Below are 18,812 nucleotides of genomic sequence, written 5' to 3'. Positions count from 1 at the left end.
GAGGAACACGAATGGTACCGGTAAAAAAAGAAGATTTACGGAAAATGGTAACACAGAAGACGCTGGATATTTACGAAGATCTGACACCGCAGCTCATCCAGCTCATCGATCAGACGAAGCATGATGATTCTCTTTCAGAGGCGCAGAAACAGGATGAGATTTCTCTTCATATGATGGGATATATCAAGTCCTGCACGAATGAGATCATTATTGAAGTACTTGCGGAGATCCTTGGAATACAGGAAGATTAATTCACAGAACAGACAAACTTTTTTGGTAGTATAAGATACAAAGAAGGAGGGTTTTTGATGGATAAGATTAAAATACTGGTAGTAGATGATGAGAGCAGGATGAGGAAGCTTGTAAAAGACTTTCTTGAAAGAGAAGGATTTGAAGTACTCGAAGCCGGAGACGGAATGGAAGCGATGGAGATTTTCTATGAAGAGAAAGAGATTGCTCTGATTATTCTGGATGTGATGATGCCGAAGATGGATGGATGGCAGGTATGCCGGGAAGTAAGACAGAGTTCCAAAGTGCCGATTATTATGCTGACAGCAAGATCGGAAGAGCGGGATGAACTGCAGGGATTTGATCTCGGGATTGATGAATATATTTCCAAACCGTTCAGTCCGAAGATCCTCGTTGCCCGTGTAGAAGCGGTACTTCGCAGAACACATGGCATAGATGCTTCTTCTGTAATGGATGCAGGCGGAATTGAGATTGATAAATCGGCACATATGGTCAAGATCGATGGCAAAGAGATCGACCTGAGTTTCAAAGAATTTGAATTACTTACTTATTTTGTAGAAAATCAGGGAATTGCGTTGTCCAGAGAGAAAATCCTGAACAATGTGTGGAATTATGATTATTTCGGAGATGCAAGAACGATTGATACGCATGTAAAGAAACTTCGGAATAAATTAGGCGACAAAGGCAATTATATCAAAACCATCTGGGGTATGGGCTACAAATTCGAGGTGGAATAGATGAAAAAACAGTCGATTAAAAGGCAGATGATTGCTGTATTTATATGCATGATCGTTTGTATGATTGGCGCAATGTGGATCACAAATGTACGTTTCCTGGAACCTTATTATGTAAGAAATAAGCAGACTGAATTTATCAAAATGTACAAGGAACTTCGTACGGCGATAAAAAAAGACAACATTACAGACAATACGGTATCTAACCGTATTCAGAAAATGGCAGAAAAGAATAATATATCATTTCTGGTGTTGGATAACAGGAATTCCGATTCGGATGATGTGAGTATTATAACGAATGTACATGATAAAGATCTGCTTCGGAAGCAGCTGATGGGATACCTTCTTAATCAGGCACAGAAAAATGGTAAGGTTCTTTTAAAGAAAAAGAATTATCAGATCCGGCAGACAAAAGAGCCGTGGACGCAGACCGAGTATATTGAAATGTGGGGAACATTCTCAGACGGTGAGACTTTCCTGATTCGGAGTCCATTGGAGAGTATCAAAGAAAGCGTACAGCTATCGAATCGGTTTCTCCTTTACATCGGAGCTGCTGCGCTTATTATCTGTGCAATTCTTGTATGGTTTTTCTCAAAGCGTCTGACGGCGCCTGTAAGAGAACTGGCTACATTATCAGAGAAGATGGCAAATCAGGATTTTGAAGCGAAGTATACCGGAGGAGGACCTAGTGAGATCGCGGAACTGGGCGAGAATTTTAACCAGATGTCGTGGAAACTGGAACGCTCGATTTCGGACTTAAAGAGTGCTAATAATAATTTGCAGAAAGACATTGAACAGAAAGAAAAACTGGAACAGATGCGTAATGATTTTCTGGGAAATGTATCCCATGAATTAAAGACGCCGCTGGCGTTGATACAGGGATATGCCGAAGGATTGAAGGACGGCGTGACCAGCGATCCGGAAAGCATGGATTTTTACTGTGATGTGATTATTGACGAAGCTAGCAAGATGAATAATATGGTTCGTAATCTGCTGACGCTTAACCAGCTGGAATTTGGCGATGAGGATATTACTTTTGAACGTTTTGATTTGACAGCAGTAATCAGAGGCGTGATCCAGAGTATGGATATCATGGCACAGCAGGGTAATGCTACGGTGAACTTCCGGCGGGATGAACCGGTCTATGTATGGGCAGATGAATTCAAAGTAGAACAGGTAATTCGTAATTATATGAGCAATGCTTTCCACCATCTGAACGGAGAGAAGATTGTGGAAGTAAAGATTTATATGGAGGAAAGCAGAGCGAAAGTAACAGTGTTTAACACAGGATCGCCGATCCCGGAAGAAGATCTTAACCATATCTGGGATAAATTTTATAAAGTGGATAAGGCGCATACAAGAGAGTATGGTGGTAATGGAATCGGTCTTTCTATTGTAAAAGCGATCATGGAATCCTTCCATCAGGAGTATGGTGTGAAGAATTATGAAAATGGCGTGGAATTCTGGTTTACACTGGATCGGAAGTAGGAAAGGTTCATATCGACAAGCTATAAGGGATGTGCTATTATTTTAACGTGGCAAAGTGATAAAATGGTAAAATATACTGATTAGGAGTAAAAACATATGATAGCAATTATTGATTATGATGCCGGTAATATTAAAAGTGTAGAGAAGGCAATGATCCGTCTGGGACAGGACGTCTGCATTACAAGAGAAAAAGACCGGATTCTTACAGCAGACAAAGTTATTCTTCCGGGTGTGGGAGCTTTTGGCGATGCAATGGGAAAGATTCGTCAGTACGGACTGGAGTCGGTGATCCATGAAGTAGTGGAGAGAGGAACGCCGTTTCTCGGAATCTGTCTTGGCTTGCAGCTCTTGTTTGAACGAAGTGATGAGACACCTGGAGTGGAAGGACTTGGCATTTTGAAAGGTGAGATTTTAAGAATTCCGGATCACCCGGGACTTAAGATACCGCATATGGGTTGGAATTCCCTGGATTTTCAGAATGATGGAAGACTGTTCAAGAATCTTCCGGAACATCCATATGTATATTTTGTACATTCTTATTACCTGAAGGCGGCTGAGGAAGATATTGTAACTGCGACAACCGAATACAGCACACATATTCATGCATCGGTGGAGAAAGGCAATGTATTTGCATGTCAGTTCCATCCGGAGAAGAGCAGTGATATCGGACTTCAGATTCTGAAAAATTTTGTGGAATTATAAGCGGAGGTAATTTGGATGTATACAAAGAGAATTATTCCATGCCTGGATGTAAATAACGGTCGGGTAGTAAAAGGTGTGAATTTTGTAGATTTGAAAGATGCCGGAGATCCGGTTGAGATTGCGAAAGCGTATGATCAGGCTGGAGCAGATGAACTGGTATTTCTGGATATTACGGCATCTTCCGATAATCGTGGAACGGTCATAGATATGGTGCGAAAAGTTGCTGAGAATGTATTTATTCCATTTACAGTTGGCGGTGGAATCCGTACCGTGGACGATTTTAAGGCACTTCTGCGCGAGGGAGCAGACAAAATTTCCATCAATTCTTCGGCAATAAATACACCGAATCTCATTTCTGAAGCGGCAGACAAGTTCGGAAGTCAGTGTGTAGTTGTTGCAATTGATGCAAAGAAGCGGGCAGATGGAAGTGGCTGGAATATTTATAAAAACGGTGGCCGTGTAGACGTTGGAATTGATGCGTTGGAATGGGCGCACAAAGTAGAGAGCCTTGGAGCCGGAGAGATTCTTTTGACGAGCATGGACTGCGACGGAACAAAAGCAGGATATGATCTGGAGCTTACAAGAGCCATTGCGGAAGCGGTAAATATTCCGGTAATCGCATCCGGTGGAGCCGGAACGCTGGAACATTTCTATGAAGCACTGACGGATGGAAAGGCAGATGCAGCACTGGCGGCTTCATTGTTCCATTATAAAGAACTGGAGATCAAAGAAGTAAAACAGTATCTGCGAGAGAAAGGCGTATCCGTGCGTTTGTAGGCACAGGAGCCGGACAGATGATATTGAATAATATATAGGAAAATACATAAGAAATGAAACTGCCATATAGCAGTAAGAGAAAAGAAGGAAAAGAGTATGTCTGCGATTAACAATGACTGGTTAGATGCGTTAAAAGGGGAATTTAAGAAACCTTATTATAAAGAATTATTTAATAAAGTGAATGAAGAATACCGGACGAGGCTTATCTTTCCGCCGGCAGATGATATTTTCAATGCATTTCATCTGACACCGCTCAGTAAGGTAAAGGTTGTAATTCTTGGGCAGGATCCGTATCATAACAACGGACAGGCACATGGACTTTGCTTTTCGGTGAAAAAAGGTGTGGAAGTACCACCGTCACTGGTGAATATTTATAAAGAACTGCACGATGATCTTGGATGCACAATTCCAAATCACGGATGCCTTACGAAGTGGGCAGAGCAAGGCGTACTTATGCTGAATACAGTACTGACTGTGCGCGCACATCAGGCAAATTCCCATCGCGGGATCGGCTGGGAAGAATTTACCGATGCGGCGATCATGGCGCTTAACAGTCAGGATCGTCCGATTGTATTTATTTTATGGGGCGCTCCGGCACAGCGGAAAGCCAGAATGCTTGATAATCCGAAGCACCTAATCTTAAAGGCACCGCATCCGAGTCCGCTGTCGGCATATCGTGGATTCTTCGGGAGCAAGCCGTTCAGTCAGACGAATGATTTCCTGAAGGAACATGGGATCGAGCCAATTGACTGGCAGATTGAGTAGGCGGAAGAAGTGATAGGAGAATGTTGATGCTAGAAGAGAAGAAGGCTCTCACTGCTGTTAGCGGCAGTGAGAGCCTTCTTACGAATATAAATCGTTACAATTTTCTTAATTTTCCTTGTATTTTGTTGCAAACAGTTGAAATGCCGGTTTTGTTTTGGCATAATATATCAGATGAGAGATGGTTCATATTTTCATAGGTTATGGATCTCTTGAATCGATGGGAGGACAGACCATGAAAAAGATAGAAGTAGAATGCTGTGATGTTACATGCGTGCACAACCAGATTATAGAGGCAGTAAAAGAGAAGATGCCGGCGGAAGAATTGCTGAATGAACTGGCGGATTTTTATAAAGTATTCGGAGATGCAACAAGAATCAAGATCTTATGCGTGCTGCTCCGATCAGAGATGTGTGTGTGTGACCTGGCAGAGATGCTGGGGATGACGCAGTCGGCGATTTCACATCAGCTTCGTGTATTAAAGCAGATGAAGCTGGTGAAGAACAGAAGAGAAGGAAAAACAGTTTATTATTCACTTGCGGATGGACATATTCAGAATATTATCAGCCAAGGAATGGAACATATTATGGAGTAGTTTTTACAGGCTTTTTAGTGGAAAAAGAAAAGGGAAAATGATATGACAGAGCAATTAAAAAAACAAAGTATGATATATGGAGTCGGCGTTGTTATTTATCTGGCGGCTGTTATTGTGACATCGAATTTTACGATAGAAGATGAGATTAAATTCGTCTGGTTTCTGATCGCATATCTGATCGTCGGTTTTGATGTATTTAAAAAACTTCGAGACAGGATTCTGGAACTGAAATTTTTAACAGAATATACGCTGACGACGGTTGCGACGATCGGAGCTTTCGGTATTGGAAGATATACAGAAGGTGTACTTGTCATGATCCTTTTTGAGCTGGGAGTTATTTTTGAAGCATATTCCACAGACAATGCCAAACGATCCATTGAAGAGATGATTGATATTCGTCCGGCATTTGCAATCCGTAAGACAGATGGCGGAGAAGAACAGATCGATCCGATCGATCTTCAGGTTGGAGATATCATTGTGATCAAGCCGGGAGAACGTGTGCCGGTTGATGGAATAGTAGAAGCTGGATCTACGCTTCTTGACATGAAAGCGGTTACCGGTGAGTCTATGCCAAGAAGAGTTTCTGAAGGAAATAAGATTTACAGTGGATGTATTAACTTAAGCGGTGCAGTAGAGGCAAAGGTTCTGAAAGTATATCGTGATTCGACAGTCGCACAGATCATGGAACTGGTAGAGGAAGCACAGAATAAGGAATCCGAGAGCGAAAGTTTTGTTTCCAGATTTTCAAGAATATACACACCGGCAATGGTGCTGTTAGCACTCTTTGTTATGATCTATCCGCCGCTTACATTTTCTTATCATAACTGGAATATATGGATTTACAGAGGACTTATTTTCCTGATCGTGGCATGCCCGACAGCACTTGTAATGTCGATTCCAATCGCGTTCTTAGGAGGAATTGCATCGGCGGCAAGACAGGGAATCGTAATCAAAGGAGCCAACTATCTGGAAGACCTTTCCAAGGCAGATACATTTGTATTTGATAAGACAGGAACACTGACAGAAGGAGAATTTTCGGTTCAGGAGATTTACGCAGAGCAGGGAACAGAAGAGGAACTTTTAAAGATTGCGGCGCATGTGGAAAGCTATTCCAATCATCCGATCGCACAGTCACTCCTGAATGCCTATGATGGCGAGATTGACAAAGATCTCGTATCCAATATTAAGCAGATTCCGGGATATGGTCTTTCCGGAGATTATGATGGAAAGCGAATCCATGTCGGAAACTTCCGGCTGATGGAAAAATATGATATTGAAGTAGATGAATTTGATAGTACAGGAACGGTTGTCTATGTCAGCGTGGGAACAGAATATATGGGTGCGATCATCATTGAAGATGCGATTAAATATCGTGCGAAGTGGACGATGAAATATCTGAAAGATAAGTGTAAAGCTGTGCTTGTTATGCTGACTGGTGATACAAGGAGCGCAGGATATGCGGTGGCAAAAGAACTGAAGATGGATTATGCATATACAGATCTGATGCCTTCAGACAAATTAGAGCAGCTGGAAGATTTCCTGACGATCCAGGATGATATGGAGAAATTGGTCTGTGTCGGAGACGGTGTAAATGATGCCCCGGTACTGGCACGTGCAGATATCGGAATCGCGATGGGAGCGTTAGGTTCTGCGCTGGCAATTGAGGCGGCAGATATTATTTTACTGGAAGATGAATTGCCGAAAATCGTAGATGCGATCAAAATTTCCAAAGAAACACTCCGGGTAGTAAACCAGAATATTGCTTTTGCGATTGCAGTGAAAGTGATCATTGTACTGCTTGCACTGGTTGGATACTTTGGAATGTGGGAAGCGATCGTTGCAGAAGTCGGCGTTGTATTTGCAGCGATTATGAACGCAGTCTATGTCGTGAAATATTATGCATAGACTGTGGAATATATTTTGAGAGAGAATCACTATTTGCATATAAACATGTAGGAAAGCAAAAGGAGACAGATCATAATGAAGAGATTGGCAGCAGTGATATTGACAGCAAGTATAGGACTTGCGCTGGCAGGATGTTCCGGCAATCCTTACAAAGAGGGTGTCAGCCAGTTAGAGTCCAAAGAATATAAACAGGCAGAAGCAAGCTTCAAAGAAGCAGTGAAACAGGACAAGAATACAGCAGATGCATACCGTGGAATCGGAATTGCCTGCTGGGAGCAGAAGGAATATAAGGCTGCATTAAAAGCATTTAAAAATGCAGTTAAAGCAGGAACAAAAGAAAATGCCACACTTTATAATTTGATGGGTGGCTGTGCACTGAAACTTGATGATGGAAAGAGTGCACTTTCCTATTATGAGAAAGGTCTGGCAGCATCCGGAAGTTCAGATGAGTTGAAAAAGGAAATGGAATACAATGTTATTGTTTCCTATGAGAAGATGCAGAACTGGGAAAAAGCAAAGTCAAAACTGAATGAATATCTGGAAAAATATCCGGATGATGAAACAGCAAAAAAAGAAGTGGAATTTCTGGAAACAAGATAATCAGTTATAGAACCAGATAAAATAGAGGTTTCGTATGATAGAATTAAAACAGGATAAAGAGAGAGTGATCCTGGTAGGAGTGGAACTTCCGGGAGAAGAAAGCATGGAAGATTCGCTTTCGGAACTCTCTGAACTGGCAACCACAGCAGGTGCAGAAACGGTCGGTCGTGTGATCCAGAACCGGGAGCAGGTGCATCCGGGGACTTATGTTGGGAAAGGAAAGATAGAAGAGATCAAAGACCTGTTATGGGAACTGGAAGCAACAGGTATTATTTGTGATGACGAACTTTCACCGGCACAGATGAAGAATCTGCAGGATGAACTGAATGTGAAGGTGATGGATCGTACACTTCTTATATTGGATATATTTGCAGCCAGAGCTTCTACAAGTGAAGGTAAGATTCAGGTAGAACTGGCACAGTTAAAGTACCGGCAGACAAGGCTGACCGGATTTGGTACGGCAATGTCAAGACTTGGCGGCGGTATCGGAACGAGAGGACCGGGAGAGAAGAAACTGGAGATGGACAGACGTCTCATTAAAAGCCGGATTGCAGCATTGAACCGGGAATTAAAAGAAGTAAAACGCCACCGTGAAGTGACAAGGGAGCAGAGAAGCAAAAGTTATGTGCCGGTAGTTGCAATCGTTGGATATACGAATGCCGGAAAGTCTACACTTCTTAACCGGCTGACGGGAGCGGATATTCTGGCGGAAGATAAGCTGTTTGCAACATTAGACCCGACAACAAGAGGTTTAAAATTGCCGGGAGGTCAGGAAGTACTTCTGACAGATACAGTCGGATTTATTAAAAAACTTCCACATCATCTGATCGAAGCATTTAAGAGTACACTGGAAGAAGCAAAATATGCGGATGTAATCCTGCATGTAGTAGACACATCCAGTCCACAGATGGACAGTCAGATGTACACCGTGTATGAGACATTATCGAACCTTGGTGTAAAAGACAAAGCGATTATCACGGCGTTCAATAAACAGGACAAGTTAGAAGATGCACCGTTGATCCGGGATTTTAAAGCAGATTATACGGTTAAAATTTCAGCAAAGACAGGAGCCGGACTTACCGACCTGACAGATACGATTGAAGCGGTGTTAAGAGAGCAGAAAGTATTTCTTGAATGCCTGTATGAGTACCGGGATGCGGCAAAGATCCAGCTCATCCGCAAGTACGGAGAGCTGCTGGAAGAGAAGTATCAAGAGGATGGTATCTTTGTAAGAGCCTATGTCCCGGCAGAACTTTACTCGAGAGTCACTGTCTGACTCGGAGATTCAGAAAATAATTTGCGGTATGCACGCTGGAACGTGGAATAGTCGTGATAACCGCAGTCATAACATACCTGTGCGGCAGGAGTGCCGGACAGGAGCATTTCTTTTGCGAGCAGGAGCCGTTTCTGGGTAATGTAATTCCCGATGGTATAACCGGTTTCCTGCTTGAACTGTCTCATCATATAATATTTGCTGATATAAAAATGTTCAGCAAGAATATCAATATTCAAATTTTCACTCAGATGATTATTAATGTAGTCAAGAATATGGATGATCTTTGCATTGCAGTTATCTGTATCAATAAATTCCAGCCTGTTTTTCAGGGCGGCACGGTTTAAGTGGATCATAAATTCCAGAAATAATACCTGCCGGTACAGACCAGAAGCATAACTATCATCAGAGAAAGATTTCTCCAGCCGGGTAATGGAGCGGAAAAGAGAGCTTTTTTCGAGTGATGGAATACGAAGCACGTTAGAATGTTCTTTTGCGGCACGCTGAAAACAGAAACTCAGATCATAATCCTTATTTTTATAAGCTTGGATAAATCCCGGTGCAATATAAACAATAATACGTTCATAAAGAACCGAATTATCCACTTCGAGTCTATGAATATCATTATGATTGACTAGAACGATATCATAAGGTTTTAAATCATAGGATTTTCCTTCGATCATATAGTTGACCTTTCCTTTAATAAAAATCGTGATCTTGTTAAAGTCATGATAATGGTATTCGACTTCCTTCGTCTCACGGTCCGTCAGGTGAAAAAGCCGGAATTCACTGTTCAGATAGCCTTTTTTCATATATGTGTCCATGGAGAAATGCTCCTTTTGTCGTTTTTTCTTATATCATAGAATAAAATAGCACGATTTGCAATGCAAATAGCAATATTTGCGTTGAAAAGGAAAATCATGCCTGCTATGATGAGTACAGAAGCTATGAGAAAAAGAAATCACAAGATTTCTGCAAACCGGAGGTATGTTATGAAAGTTGTATTAGAGCGTTATCATGGACTTGGAAATGATTATGTTGTGTTTGATCCAAATAAAAATGAGCTGGAATTAAATGAAAGAAATGTCCGGAGGATCTGTGACAGAAATGCGGGACTTGGCTCTGACGGAGTTCTGGAGGGACCGATTTTAAAAGAAGACGGAATGTATGTGAAAGTATGGAATCCAGACGGAAGCGAATCCGAGACGAGTGGAAATGGTGTCCGTATTTTTGCAAAATATCTCAAAGATGCAAGTTATGTACAGAAAAAGAATTTTAAATTATATACAGGAAACGGACCGGTTGAAGTAACATTTTTAAATGAAGATGGTAGCAGACTTCGCGTTTCCATGGGAAAACTTTCATTCTGGAGTGATGATATTCCGGTAACTGGAGAACGAAGAGAAGTCATTAATGAAGATATGGTATTCGGACGTACGTTATATCCGGTTACCTGTGTAAATATCGGTAATCCGCACTGTGTAATTCCGATGCGCGAGATCTCCAAACCACTTGTTACGAAGATTGGTGACTATGCAGAGATCGCAAGATATTTTCCAAATCGTATTAATACACAGATTATGAAAGTGATCGACAAAGAAAATATTGCGATTGAAATCTTTGAGCGAGGCGCAGGTTACACACTTGCATCCGGAACAGGAGCGTGTGCGGCAGCCGGAGTTGCATACAAACTGGGCATGACGAACAGCAAAGTGATCGTGCATATGCCGGGTGGAGAATTACAGGTAGAAGTAGAAGATGATTGGAATGTCTATATGACAGGAGATGTTTTCTATGTTGCGAAGATGACTCTGAGCAATGAATTTGCAGAGAAGTTAAGAGCTTTATAAAAATGTGTGGGGTAGATTTGTACCATCTAATAAGATATACTAAGGCATAGGAGGAAAACCTATGCCTTTAAAATTTGTATTGGGACCATCGGGGTCCGGAAAAACTTATCAATTATATAAGAATGTGATCGCTGAGTCGAAAGCGCATCCGGAGGAGAATTTTATTGTTCTTGTACCGGAGCAGTTTACGATGCAGACGCAAAAAGATCTTGTGACGATGCATGACAGACACGCAATCATGAACATCGATGTATTAAGTTTTGTGCGTCTTGCATACCGTATATTTGAAGAGACAGGAGCCGGTACACTTCCGGTGCTGGATGATGAGGGAAAAAATCTGATCCTGCGTAAGATTGCAGGCAATCATGAAAATGAATTACAGATGCTCCGCGGCAACATTCGCAAGCTTGGATATATCAGTGAAGTCAAATCGGTGCTGTCGGAATTTGCACAGTATGATATCGGGGAAGAAGAGATTGACCGTGTGATGGAAAATGCCGGCAGAGAGTCAAGACTGTATTATAAGCTGGCAGACATGAAAGTTCTATACCGCGGGTTTCAGGACTATCTGAAAGAACGGTATATTTCCAAGGAAGAACTGTTGGACGTATTAAGCCGTGTCGTATGTAAATCGGAAATATTAAAAAACAGTACGATCGTTCTGGATGGATTTACCGGATTTACACCGGTACAGAACCGCTTGCTTGGAGAATTGATGAAGCATTGTCGGAAAGTTATGATCACTGTAACGATCGATCCGGCGGAAGATCCGTACCGCTATGAACATCCATATCAGTTATTTGCGCTTAGTAAACATATGGTTACATCCATGATACAGCTGGCGAAAGAAAATCAGATCGAGATCGAAGAGCCCATGGAGCTGTTTGATAAGATCCCGTATCGTTTCCGTGATAATCCGGCACTTGCATTTCTGGAAAGAAATCTTTTCCGCTATCGGAAAGAAACTTATGAAGGAGAGCAGGATGCGGTTAAGATCCATGTGGCGAGAGAGCCGGGGGAAGAAGCACTGGCGGCGGCGCAGCAGGTGCGCGCTTATATGCGGGAGAATGGATATCGCTGCCGTGAAATTGCTGTGATCGTCAGCGATATGGAGATGTATGCCGAGGCACTGGAACAGGCATTTGCGCTGTATGAGATCCCGGTATTTATGGATCACAAGAGAAGTATCCTGTTAAATTCATTCGTAGAGTATATACGAAGTCTCCTTGGAATGGCAGAACAGAATTTTACATATGAAAGTGTATTTCGTTTTCTGCGTACGAATCTGGCGGGATTTACCCATGATGAAGTGGACGAACTGGAAAATTATGTCATCGGTATGGGAATCAAAGGCTATAAACGGTGGCAGGAGAAATGGATCCGCAGATTAAAAGATATGAAAGAAGAGGATCTGGAACGACTGAACCATTACCGCACCAGATTCGTAGAAAAAGTGGATAATTTCGTCTTTGTATTAAAGCAGCGGAGGAAAACTGTCAAAGATATTACAATGGCATTGTATGAATTTATGGTGCAGGAGCAGTTGCAGGAGCGGATCGCAGAGCAGGAGCAGAAATTCCGTGAGAATGGTGAACTGGCACTTGCGAAGGAATATGCACAGGTTTATCGGATTGTTATCGAACTGATTGATAAATTTGTCGAGCTTCTCGGTGATGAACAGGTGAGCCTGAATGAATATTGCAAATTGCTGGATGCAGGGCTGGAAGAGGCACGTGTCGGTGTCATCCCGCCAAGTATTGACCAGGTTGTGATCGGAGATATGGAGCGTACGCGTCTGAAAGACATCCGTGCACTTCTCTTTGTCGGGGCAAATGATCTGCATCTTCCGGGAAATCTTCTGCGTACCGGTCTGTTGTCAGAGCCGGACAGGGAACAGTTCCAGAACCAGAAGCTGGCTCTGGCTCCGGGTGGAAAAGAGCGGGCATATGTACAGAAGTATTATCTCTATATGAATCTTACAAAACCATCGGAAAAGCTGGATATATTCTATAGCAAGGTATCTTCCGATGGTAAAAATATGCGACCGGCGTATCTGATGCAAGATTTAAGAAAAATGTATCCGGACATGAAGATCATAGAGGAAGAAGAAAAAAGCTTCGCAGAGAGGGAATTTACCGAGAAGCTGGGAATCACCTGTCTGATACGGGGGCTGCAGGAAAGTAATGGAGAACTTGATCCACTCTGGTGTGAACTGTACACCTGGTATAAGAAACATCCAGAATGGCAGCAGACAGTAGAAAGCTTACTGGAAGCCGGCTATTACCGTATGCCGATGGATGGACTTACGAGACAGGTGGCAGAGAAGTTATATGGAAAATATTTTACAGATAGTATATCGAGAATGGAGCGGTTCAGTATCTGCGCATTCGCACATTTTCTGACATACGGGCTCCGTCTGAAAGAACGGTCGGAATATGATTTCCAGTCTGTGGATTTTGGAAATGTGTGTCACCGTGCACTGGAACTGTACTCAAGAAAACTGGAGCACACCGGAGAGAGCTGGACAGAAGTTGAAAATAAAATAAGAAAGCAATATATTGATGAGTCGGTGGATGAGGCAATTACAGACTATGGCAATTCGGTTCTCTACAGTTCATCGCGGAACGAATATCTTGTAGAGCGTATGAAGAGAATGCTGGAACGCACAATCTGGGCACTGACAGAACAGCTTGCACAGGGGGATTTTGCGCCTTCTGCATATGAAGTCCGCTTTACAAATGGTAAAATTGACCGTGTCGATACCTGTGAGGATGAGGATAAAGTTTATGTGAAAGTTATGGACTATAAAACCGGCAGCAAAGAATTTGATGTAGTTTCGCTGTATCAGGGATTGCAGCTTCAGCTGATGGTTTATATAAAGGCGGCAGTGGAAAGAGAAGAGAAAAGACATCCAGGTAAAGAGATCGTACCATCAGGCGTATTTTATTATCGCATCCAGGATCCGCTTCTGGATGGAAAAGTCATGGATGAAATTCTGCGTGGAACCGAAGAGGAAAAGAAAGAACAAATGGAAAAGGAGATGTTAAAAGTACTCCGTCCGGATGGTCTGGTCAATCTGTCCGGTGAGAATCTTAAACATTTACAGAAAATACAGTCTGGTGATTCTGTTGCAGTTCCGGTTAAATATACAAAATCGGGATCGCTTTCCAAAACATCCAAAGTGGCTTCAGAGACAGATTTTGATACATTGATGCGATATGCCCAGAAGAAAGTGGAAGAGATCCATCAGAAAATTGCAGATGGTGAAGTTGCTGCTCTGCCGTACCGTCAGGGAATGGAGACAGGATGTGACTATTGTAAATATCGGCACATCTGCGGATTTGACCTGAAAGTTCCGGGTTATCATTATCGGAATCTGGAAAAATTATCAAAAGAAGAAGCAATCCAGAAAATGACCGCAGAAGTCGGGACTGGTTTAAAACAGCCGGAAAAATCTAAAAAAACTGGAATGGCAGAGAAAGAAGAACAGCCAGATAAAGAAAAGAACAGCAAGGAGGAGCAGTAATGGGTGTGACATGGACGCCGGAACAACAGAAAGTAATTGATTTGCGTAACCGGAATATACTTGTGTCGGCGGCAGCAGGCTCCGGGAAAACGGCAGTTCTGGTAGAACGGATCATAACGATGCTGACGAAAGATGAGCCGCCGATCGATGTAGATCAGCTACTTGTTGTGACATTTACAGAGGCGGCGGCAGCGGAGATGAAAGAAAGAATCCGTGCGGCCATAGAGCAGAAATTGGAAGAAGAGCCAGATAATGAACATCTGAAACGGCAGGCAACACTGATTCATAATGCACGTATTACGACAATCCACAGCTTCTGCCTGTCTGTGATCAAGGATCATTTTTATGCAATCCATCTGGATCCGGGATTCCGGATCGGAGAGGAAGGGGAGCTTAAGCTTCTGTGTCATGATGTGCTCGGAGAAGTGCTGGAAGAAGAATACACAGAGGGGAGACAGCGTTTCCTGGATTTTACGACTGCATATGGAGATGGAAAGAATGATAAGAAGATCGAAGAACTGATCCTTAAAATATACGAATATTCCAGAAGTTATCCGGATGCAAAAAAATGGATACATGACTGTGCAGAAAGCTACCGGGTTAAAGATTTTGATGCACTGGAAGAGACAGAATTTATCCGTGTCATCAAAGATCAGGTGAGCCGTTATCTTAAGGATGCGGCGAATAAAATCCGGCAGGCAATGAAGATCTGTACCGGGGAAGCTGATGGACCATATATGTATGAGACGGCGCTGGTAAATGATTCGCAGTTGATTCAAAGTTTAAGATCAAAAGATACATTTCTTGAGATGTCAACGGTGCTGGACAAGGATTATAAATGGACAAGGCTTCCGGGCAACAGAGATGAAAACGTATCTGAGAATAAAGCAAACCAGGTAAAATATTTAAGAGATACGGCAAAGAAGATCATAAAAGAAATGAAAGAGCAGTTCTTCTATGCACCGTCTTTTAAATTGCTGGAAGACTTAAATGCCAGTGCGCCGATGATGGAAGAACTGGCAGATCTGGTATGCAAATTTGCAGATCGCTTTGAAGAGAAAAAACGAAGCAAAAATATGATTGATTTTTCCGATATGGAGCAGTATGCCCTGCAGATTCTGACAGAAGAAAAGGATGGCAGACTTGTGCCGTCACCGATCGCAAAAGAGTACCAGAGACAGTTTGTGGAAATCATGATCGATGAATACCAGGACAGCAATCTAATCCAGGAAGCGCTTCTTACAAGTGTTTCTACAATATGGGAAGATAAGTATAATATTTTCATGGTTGGTGATGTAAAGCAGAGTATTTATCGTTTCCGTCTGTCCAGACCGGAGATTTTCATGAATAAATATAATACATACAATAAATACGAAAGTAAAAAACAGCGGATCGATCTGCATAAGAATTTCCGAAGCCGTAAGGAAGTGTTGGACAGTGTGAATTTTATTTTCCGTCAGATTATGACGGAAAAATTAGGAGGGATCGACTATGACGACGATGCAGCGCTAAATGTAGGAGCTGACTATAAAAAGACCGGAGAAAATGCGACGGAAGTGCTTGTTGTCGATACTGATATTCGCGACAATGATCATAAGAAAGTAAAAGGGATCAATGAAAGGGAGATAGAAGCAAGAGCAATTGCGGGGAAAATCCGTTCCATGATGGAGGATAACTTCCGCGTGACAGATAAAGAGAGTGGAAAACTTCGCCCGCTTCAGTACCGCGATATTGTGATCCTGACAAGAAGTTCGAGAGGATTTTCAGATGTATTTGTGGAAAGCCTCGGGCAGGAAGGAATCCCGGCGTTTGCGGGAACAAAAGAAGGATATTTTGCCACACAGGAGATCGGAGTACTGTTGGACTATCTGCGTGTGCTGGATAATGCAAGACAGGATCTGCCACTGACGGCAGTGTTGACGTCACCAATCGGTGGATGCAGTGCAAAAGAGCTTGCACTGATTCGTAGCTCATGTCCGGAAGAACCATTTTATGAAACAGTGCGCAGATACCGAGCAGAAGGAACGGAAGAAGAGCTTAGAGACAAACTGGAAAACTGCCTTTCGGTGATGGAGAAAATTCGTGAGATCGTGCCGTATACACCGATGCATGAATTATTACAGCGTGTGTTGGATGATACCGGATATGCAATGTATATGTCAGCAATGCCGGGAGGTATCCAGAGAAAAGCCAATATTGATATGCTGATGGAAAAGGCGAAAGCTTTTGAAAGCACCAGTTACAAAGGGCTGTTTCATTTTGTGCGCTATATGGAACAGCTGCAGAAATATGAAGTGGATTATGGAGAGGCGAATGTCGAGGAAGAGCAGGCAGATACTGTGCGTCTTATGACAATCCATAAAAGTAAAGGACTGGAATTTCCAGTTGTATTTGTAGCCGGTATGGGGAAACGATTTAACATGCAGGATATTAACAGCCGTGTTGTTTTGAATTCCAAATTCGGTGTGGGTCTGGAAGTTGTAGATCTGAAGCAGCGGACGAAGCGGGCGAGCCTGTTAAAGAAAACGATCCGGCAGGAAGAAAAACTGGATTCGCTTGGAGAAGAACTCCGAGTTCTCTATGTTGCCTATACAAGGGCAAAAGAGAAATTGATCATCACAGGAACGATGTCTAATCTGGAAAAGAAGCAGGCAGAATATGAAAGTGTGCAGGAAGAGTCGGATATGAAATTTGATTTCCTACGTCTGAGCAAAGCGACAACGTACTGGGATTTTGTACTGCCGGCAGTATTACGGGCTCCGCGGTCTGTACCGCTCAGACTGAAAGTGCTGAATATGTATGACATCATTGCGGGACAGGCAGAAGCGCAGGTGAAGAGTCAGATAGAAAGAAGTGTACTGGAAGACTGGGATACAGAGCGTGTATATGATGAAGAGATGCATGAAAATCTTAGGAATCAGTTTGCGTACAGATATCCACATGAAAACAGCCAGACACGAAAGTTGAAATTCTCCGTTTCGGAATTAAAGAAACGGATTTATTTACAGGAATCCGGAGAAATGGAGGACAGCGAGCAGCTTTACGAAGAAACGGAACTGCAGCCGATCCTTCCGAAATTTATGGAGGAAGAGGTGCCGCTTACAGGAGCATCCAGAGGTACCGCTTATCACCGTGCACTGGAGCTCCTGAATTTTGCAGAAGACTATGATACTGAGAAACTGAAAAATTGCCTTAGGAAGTTTACAGAAGATGGGAAGATGACGGACGAGATGCGAAAGGCTGTCTGCATTCGGGATTTCTTGAAATTTTTACAGACAGACAGCGGAAAACGGATGCAGGTATGTGCAAAACAAAACCGCCTCTTTAAAGAGCAGCCATTCGTACTCGGAGTGCCGGCAACGGATCTGTGGAAGGAAGAAGAGGAAGGCGAACTTGTTCTTGTTCAGGGAATCATAGATGTGTATTTTGAAGAAGAGGACGGATTGGTTGTGCTGGATTATAAGACAGACCGTGTCCGTGAAAGCAGAGAACTTGTAGAACGTTATCATGGACAGCTTGATTACTACGCCAGGGCACTGGAACAGGCGACCGGTAAAACCGTAAAAGAAAAGATCATCTATTCCTTTACCCTTGGCGAAGAAATTCATCTGCCATAAAAGAAAATAAAAAGTTTACAATTAAGGACGGAATGTTTTCAGTGCTTCGATGGTCTGGGCAATCAGATCTTCCAGAGTCCAGCCGAGCATATCAGCACCGCGTTCGATTACTTCGCGGGAACATCCGGCTGCAAAATTTTTGGATTTGTATTTTTTCTTAACAGATTTTAAAGTCAGATCCTGAACGCTTTTGGACGGTCGCATAACAACGACTGCACCGATCAGTCCGGTCAGCTCGTCAACGGCATAAAGCACCTTTTCCATTTCGTGTTCCGGTTGTATGTCAACAGTAATTGCATAACCGTGACTTGCTGTGGCGTGGATGATTTTTTCATCTGCGCCATTTTCTTTTAAGATTTCTTGCTCTTTGATGCAGTGCTGATCCGGATATTTCTCAAAATCCAGGTCGTGCAGGATCCCTACGACTTCCCAGAAATCTTTCTCATCACCATATCCAAGTTTCTCTGCAAAATAGCGCATTGTTTTTCCGACAATATCTGCGTGTTCCAGATGAAATTCATCCTGATTATATTCTTTCAATAATGTCCATGCCTGTTCCTGTGTCATATATATACCTCCTGGATGTTATTGCTATAATGATGTCAGGGTCAAAAGATGCCATACGAATTGTTCCGTACTTCGTATTCCACAATTCTATCTGACATTATTATAGCACGGTATATAAGTTCCACACTAATAAGAATCTTTTTTGGCAGACTATAGAAAAAAGTTAT

General features: G+C 42.6%; 15 protein-coding genes. 13 read left to right on the top strand and 2 right to left on the bottom strand.

Translation table 11 applies throughout. The features are described 5' to 3' along the window. Positions 1-11: 11 nt before the first annotated feature. The 10 genes from DWY31_RS11730 to hflX all read left to right on the top strand — a co-directional run bounded on the left by DWY31_RS11730 (position 12) and on the right by hflX (position 9,088). Positions 12-251, top strand: coding sequence for a hypothetical protein (locus tag DWY31_RS11730; RefSeq protein WP_117538395.1), 240 nt, complete (start codon positions 12-14; stop codon positions 249-251). Between the two features lie 57 nt (positions 252-308). Next, positions 309-986: a response regulator transcription factor gene (locus DWY31_RS11725; protein WP_117538396.1), complete on the top strand. Its 678-nt coding sequence runs from the start codon at positions 309-311 to the stop codon at positions 984-986. After that, positions 987-2,471, top strand: a complete 1,485-nt coding sequence (locus DWY31_RS11720; protein WP_021861319.1) for a sensor histidine kinase — start codon at positions 987-989, stop codon at positions 2,469-2,471. A 96-nt stretch (positions 2,472-2,567) separates the two neighbouring features. Beyond that, a complete protein-coding gene (gene hisH, locus DWY31_RS11715; protein WP_118520693.1) occupies positions 2,568-3,173 on the top strand; it encodes an imidazole glycerol phosphate synthase subunit HisH in 606 nt (201 codons plus the stop codon). 15 nt (positions 3,174-3,188) lie between these two features. Next, complete coding sequence (gene hisF / locus DWY31_RS11710; protein ID WP_118520691.1) at positions 3,189-3,950, top strand: imidazole glycerol phosphate synthase subunit HisF; 762 nt, start codon at positions 3,189-3,191, stop codon at positions 3,948-3,950. A gap of 96 nt (positions 3,951-4,046) precedes the next feature. Beyond that, complete coding sequence (locus DWY31_RS11705) at positions 4,047-4,715, top strand: uracil-DNA glycosylase (protein WP_021861322.1); 669 nt, start codon at positions 4,047-4,049, stop codon at positions 4,713-4,715. 232 nt (positions 4,716-4,947) lie between these two features. Beyond that, entirely contained in the window at positions 4,948-5,307 is a 360-nt protein-coding gene (locus DWY31_RS11700; protein WP_118520689.1) for an ArsR/SmtB family transcription factor, read from the top strand. A 42-nt stretch (positions 5,308-5,349) separates the two neighbouring features. Beyond that, complete coding sequence (locus tag DWY31_RS11695) at positions 5,350-7,212, top strand: heavy metal translocating P-type ATPase (protein WP_021861324.1); 1,863 nt, start codon at positions 5,350-5,352, stop codon at positions 7,210-7,212. Positions 7,213-7,287: 75 nt separating this feature from the next. Then, positions 7,288-7,812: a tetratricopeptide repeat protein gene (locus tag DWY31_RS11690; RefSeq protein ID WP_118520687.1), complete on the top strand. Its 525-nt coding sequence runs from the start codon at positions 7,288-7,290 to the stop codon at positions 7,810-7,812. 34 nt (positions 7,813-7,846) lie between these two features. Beyond that, positions 7,847-9,088 (top strand): GTPase HflX, encoded by a 1,242-nt coding sequence (hflX, locus tag DWY31_RS11685; RefSeq protein WP_118520685.1) that lies wholly within the window; start codon positions 7,847-7,849, stop codon positions 9,086-9,088. On the opposite strand, the gene DWY31_RS11680 is transcribed toward hflX, so the two are convergent. Beyond that, on the bottom strand, positions 9,067-9,909 hold the full coding sequence (locus DWY31_RS11680; protein ID WP_118520683.1) for an AraC family transcriptional regulator: 843 nt from the start codon (positions 9,907-9,909) through the stop codon (positions 9,067-9,069). The genes hflX and DWY31_RS11680 overlap by 22 nt on opposite strands. A 168-nt stretch (positions 9,910-10,077) precedes the next feature. Between DWY31_RS11680 and dapF the strand changes: the two genes are divergently transcribed. The 3 genes from dapF (at position 10,078) to addA (ending at position 18,078) form a co-directional block, all read left to right on the top strand. After that, entirely contained in the window at positions 10,078-10,935 is an 858-nt protein-coding gene (gene dapF, locus DWY31_RS11675) for a diaminopimelate epimerase (RefSeq protein WP_021861328.1), read from the top strand. Positions 10,936-10,996: 61 nt separating this feature from the next. Further along, entirely contained in the window at positions 10,997-14,461 is a 3,465-nt protein-coding gene (locus tag DWY31_RS11670; RefSeq protein ID WP_118520681.1) for a PD-(D/E)XK nuclease family protein, read from the top strand. After that, positions 14,461-18,078: a helicase-exonuclease AddAB subunit AddA gene (gene addA, locus DWY31_RS11665; RefSeq protein WP_118520679.1), complete on the top strand. Its 3,618-nt coding sequence runs from the start codon at positions 14,461-14,463 to the stop codon at positions 18,076-18,078. The genes DWY31_RS11670 and addA overlap by 1 nt, the downstream gene beginning before the upstream one ends. A gap of 21 nt (positions 18,079-18,099) precedes the next feature. On the opposite strand, the gene DWY31_RS11660 is transcribed toward addA, so the two are convergent. Continuing rightward, entirely contained in the window at positions 18,100-18,645 is a 546-nt protein-coding gene (locus DWY31_RS11660; RefSeq protein WP_117538404.1) for a hydrolase, read from the bottom strand. Positions 18,646-18,812: the final 167 nt, after the last annotated feature.

The organism is Dorea sp. AF24-7LB, assembly GCF_003478575.1.
Lineage (GTDB): Bacteria > Bacillota > Clostridia > Lachnospirales > Lachnospiraceae > Dorea_D > Dorea_D hominis.
This window is presented reverse-complemented; position numbering and strand designations above follow the sequence as displayed.

Excerpts from the sequence above, each read along its gene's own strand:
- DWY31_RS11730 (WP_117538395.1), top strand. The coding sequence starts at position 12 with ATGGTACCGGTAAAAAAAGAAGATTTACGGAAAATGGTAACACAGAAG.
- DWY31_RS11725 (WP_117538396.1), top strand. The coding sequence starts at position 309 with ATGGATAAGATTAAAATACTGGTAGTAGATGATGAGAGCAGGATGAGG.
- DWY31_RS11690 (WP_118520687.1), top strand. The coding sequence starts at position 7,288 with ATGAAGAGATTGGCAGCAGTGATATTGACAGCAAGTATAGGACTTGCG.
- DWY31_RS11660 (WP_117538404.1), bottom strand. The coding sequence starts at position 18,645 with ATGACACAGGAACAGGCATGGACATTATTGAAAGAATATAATCAGGAT.
- addA (WP_118520679.1), top strand. The coding sequence starts at position 14,461 with ATGGGTGTGACATGGACGCCGGAACAACAGAAAGTAATTGATTTGCGT.
- hisH (WP_118520693.1), top strand. The coding sequence starts at position 2,568 with ATGATAGCAATTATTGATTATGATGCCGGTAATATTAAAAGTGTAGAG.
- DWY31_RS11720 (WP_021861319.1), top strand. The coding sequence starts at position 987 with ATGAAAAAACAGTCGATTAAAAGGCAGATGATTGCTGTATTTATATGC.
- DWY31_RS11680 (WP_118520683.1), bottom strand. The coding sequence starts at position 9,909 with ATGGACACATATATGAAAAAAGGCTATCTGAACAGTGAATTCCGGCTT.
- hflX (WP_118520685.1), top strand. The coding sequence starts at position 7,847 with ATGATAGAATTAAAACAGGATAAAGAGAGAGTGATCCTGGTAGGAGTG.
- dapF (WP_021861328.1), top strand. The coding sequence starts at position 10,078 with ATGAAAGTTGTATTAGAGCGTTATCATGGACTTGGAAATGATTATGTT.
- DWY31_RS11700 (WP_118520689.1), top strand. The coding sequence starts at position 4,948 with ATGAAAAAGATAGAAGTAGAATGCTGTGATGTTACATGCGTGCACAAC.
- hisF (WP_118520691.1), top strand. The coding sequence starts at position 3,189 with ATGTATACAAAGAGAATTATTCCATGCCTGGATGTAAATAACGGTCGG.
- DWY31_RS11670 (WP_118520681.1), top strand. The coding sequence starts at position 10,997 with ATGCCTTTAAAATTTGTATTGGGACCATCGGGGTCCGGAAAAACTTAT.
- DWY31_RS11695 (WP_021861324.1), top strand. The coding sequence starts at position 5,350 with ATGACAGAGCAATTAAAAAAACAAAGTATGATATATGGAGTCGGCGTT.
- DWY31_RS11705 (WP_021861322.1), top strand. The coding sequence starts at position 4,047 with ATGTCTGCGATTAACAATGACTGGTTAGATGCGTTAAAAGGGGAATTT.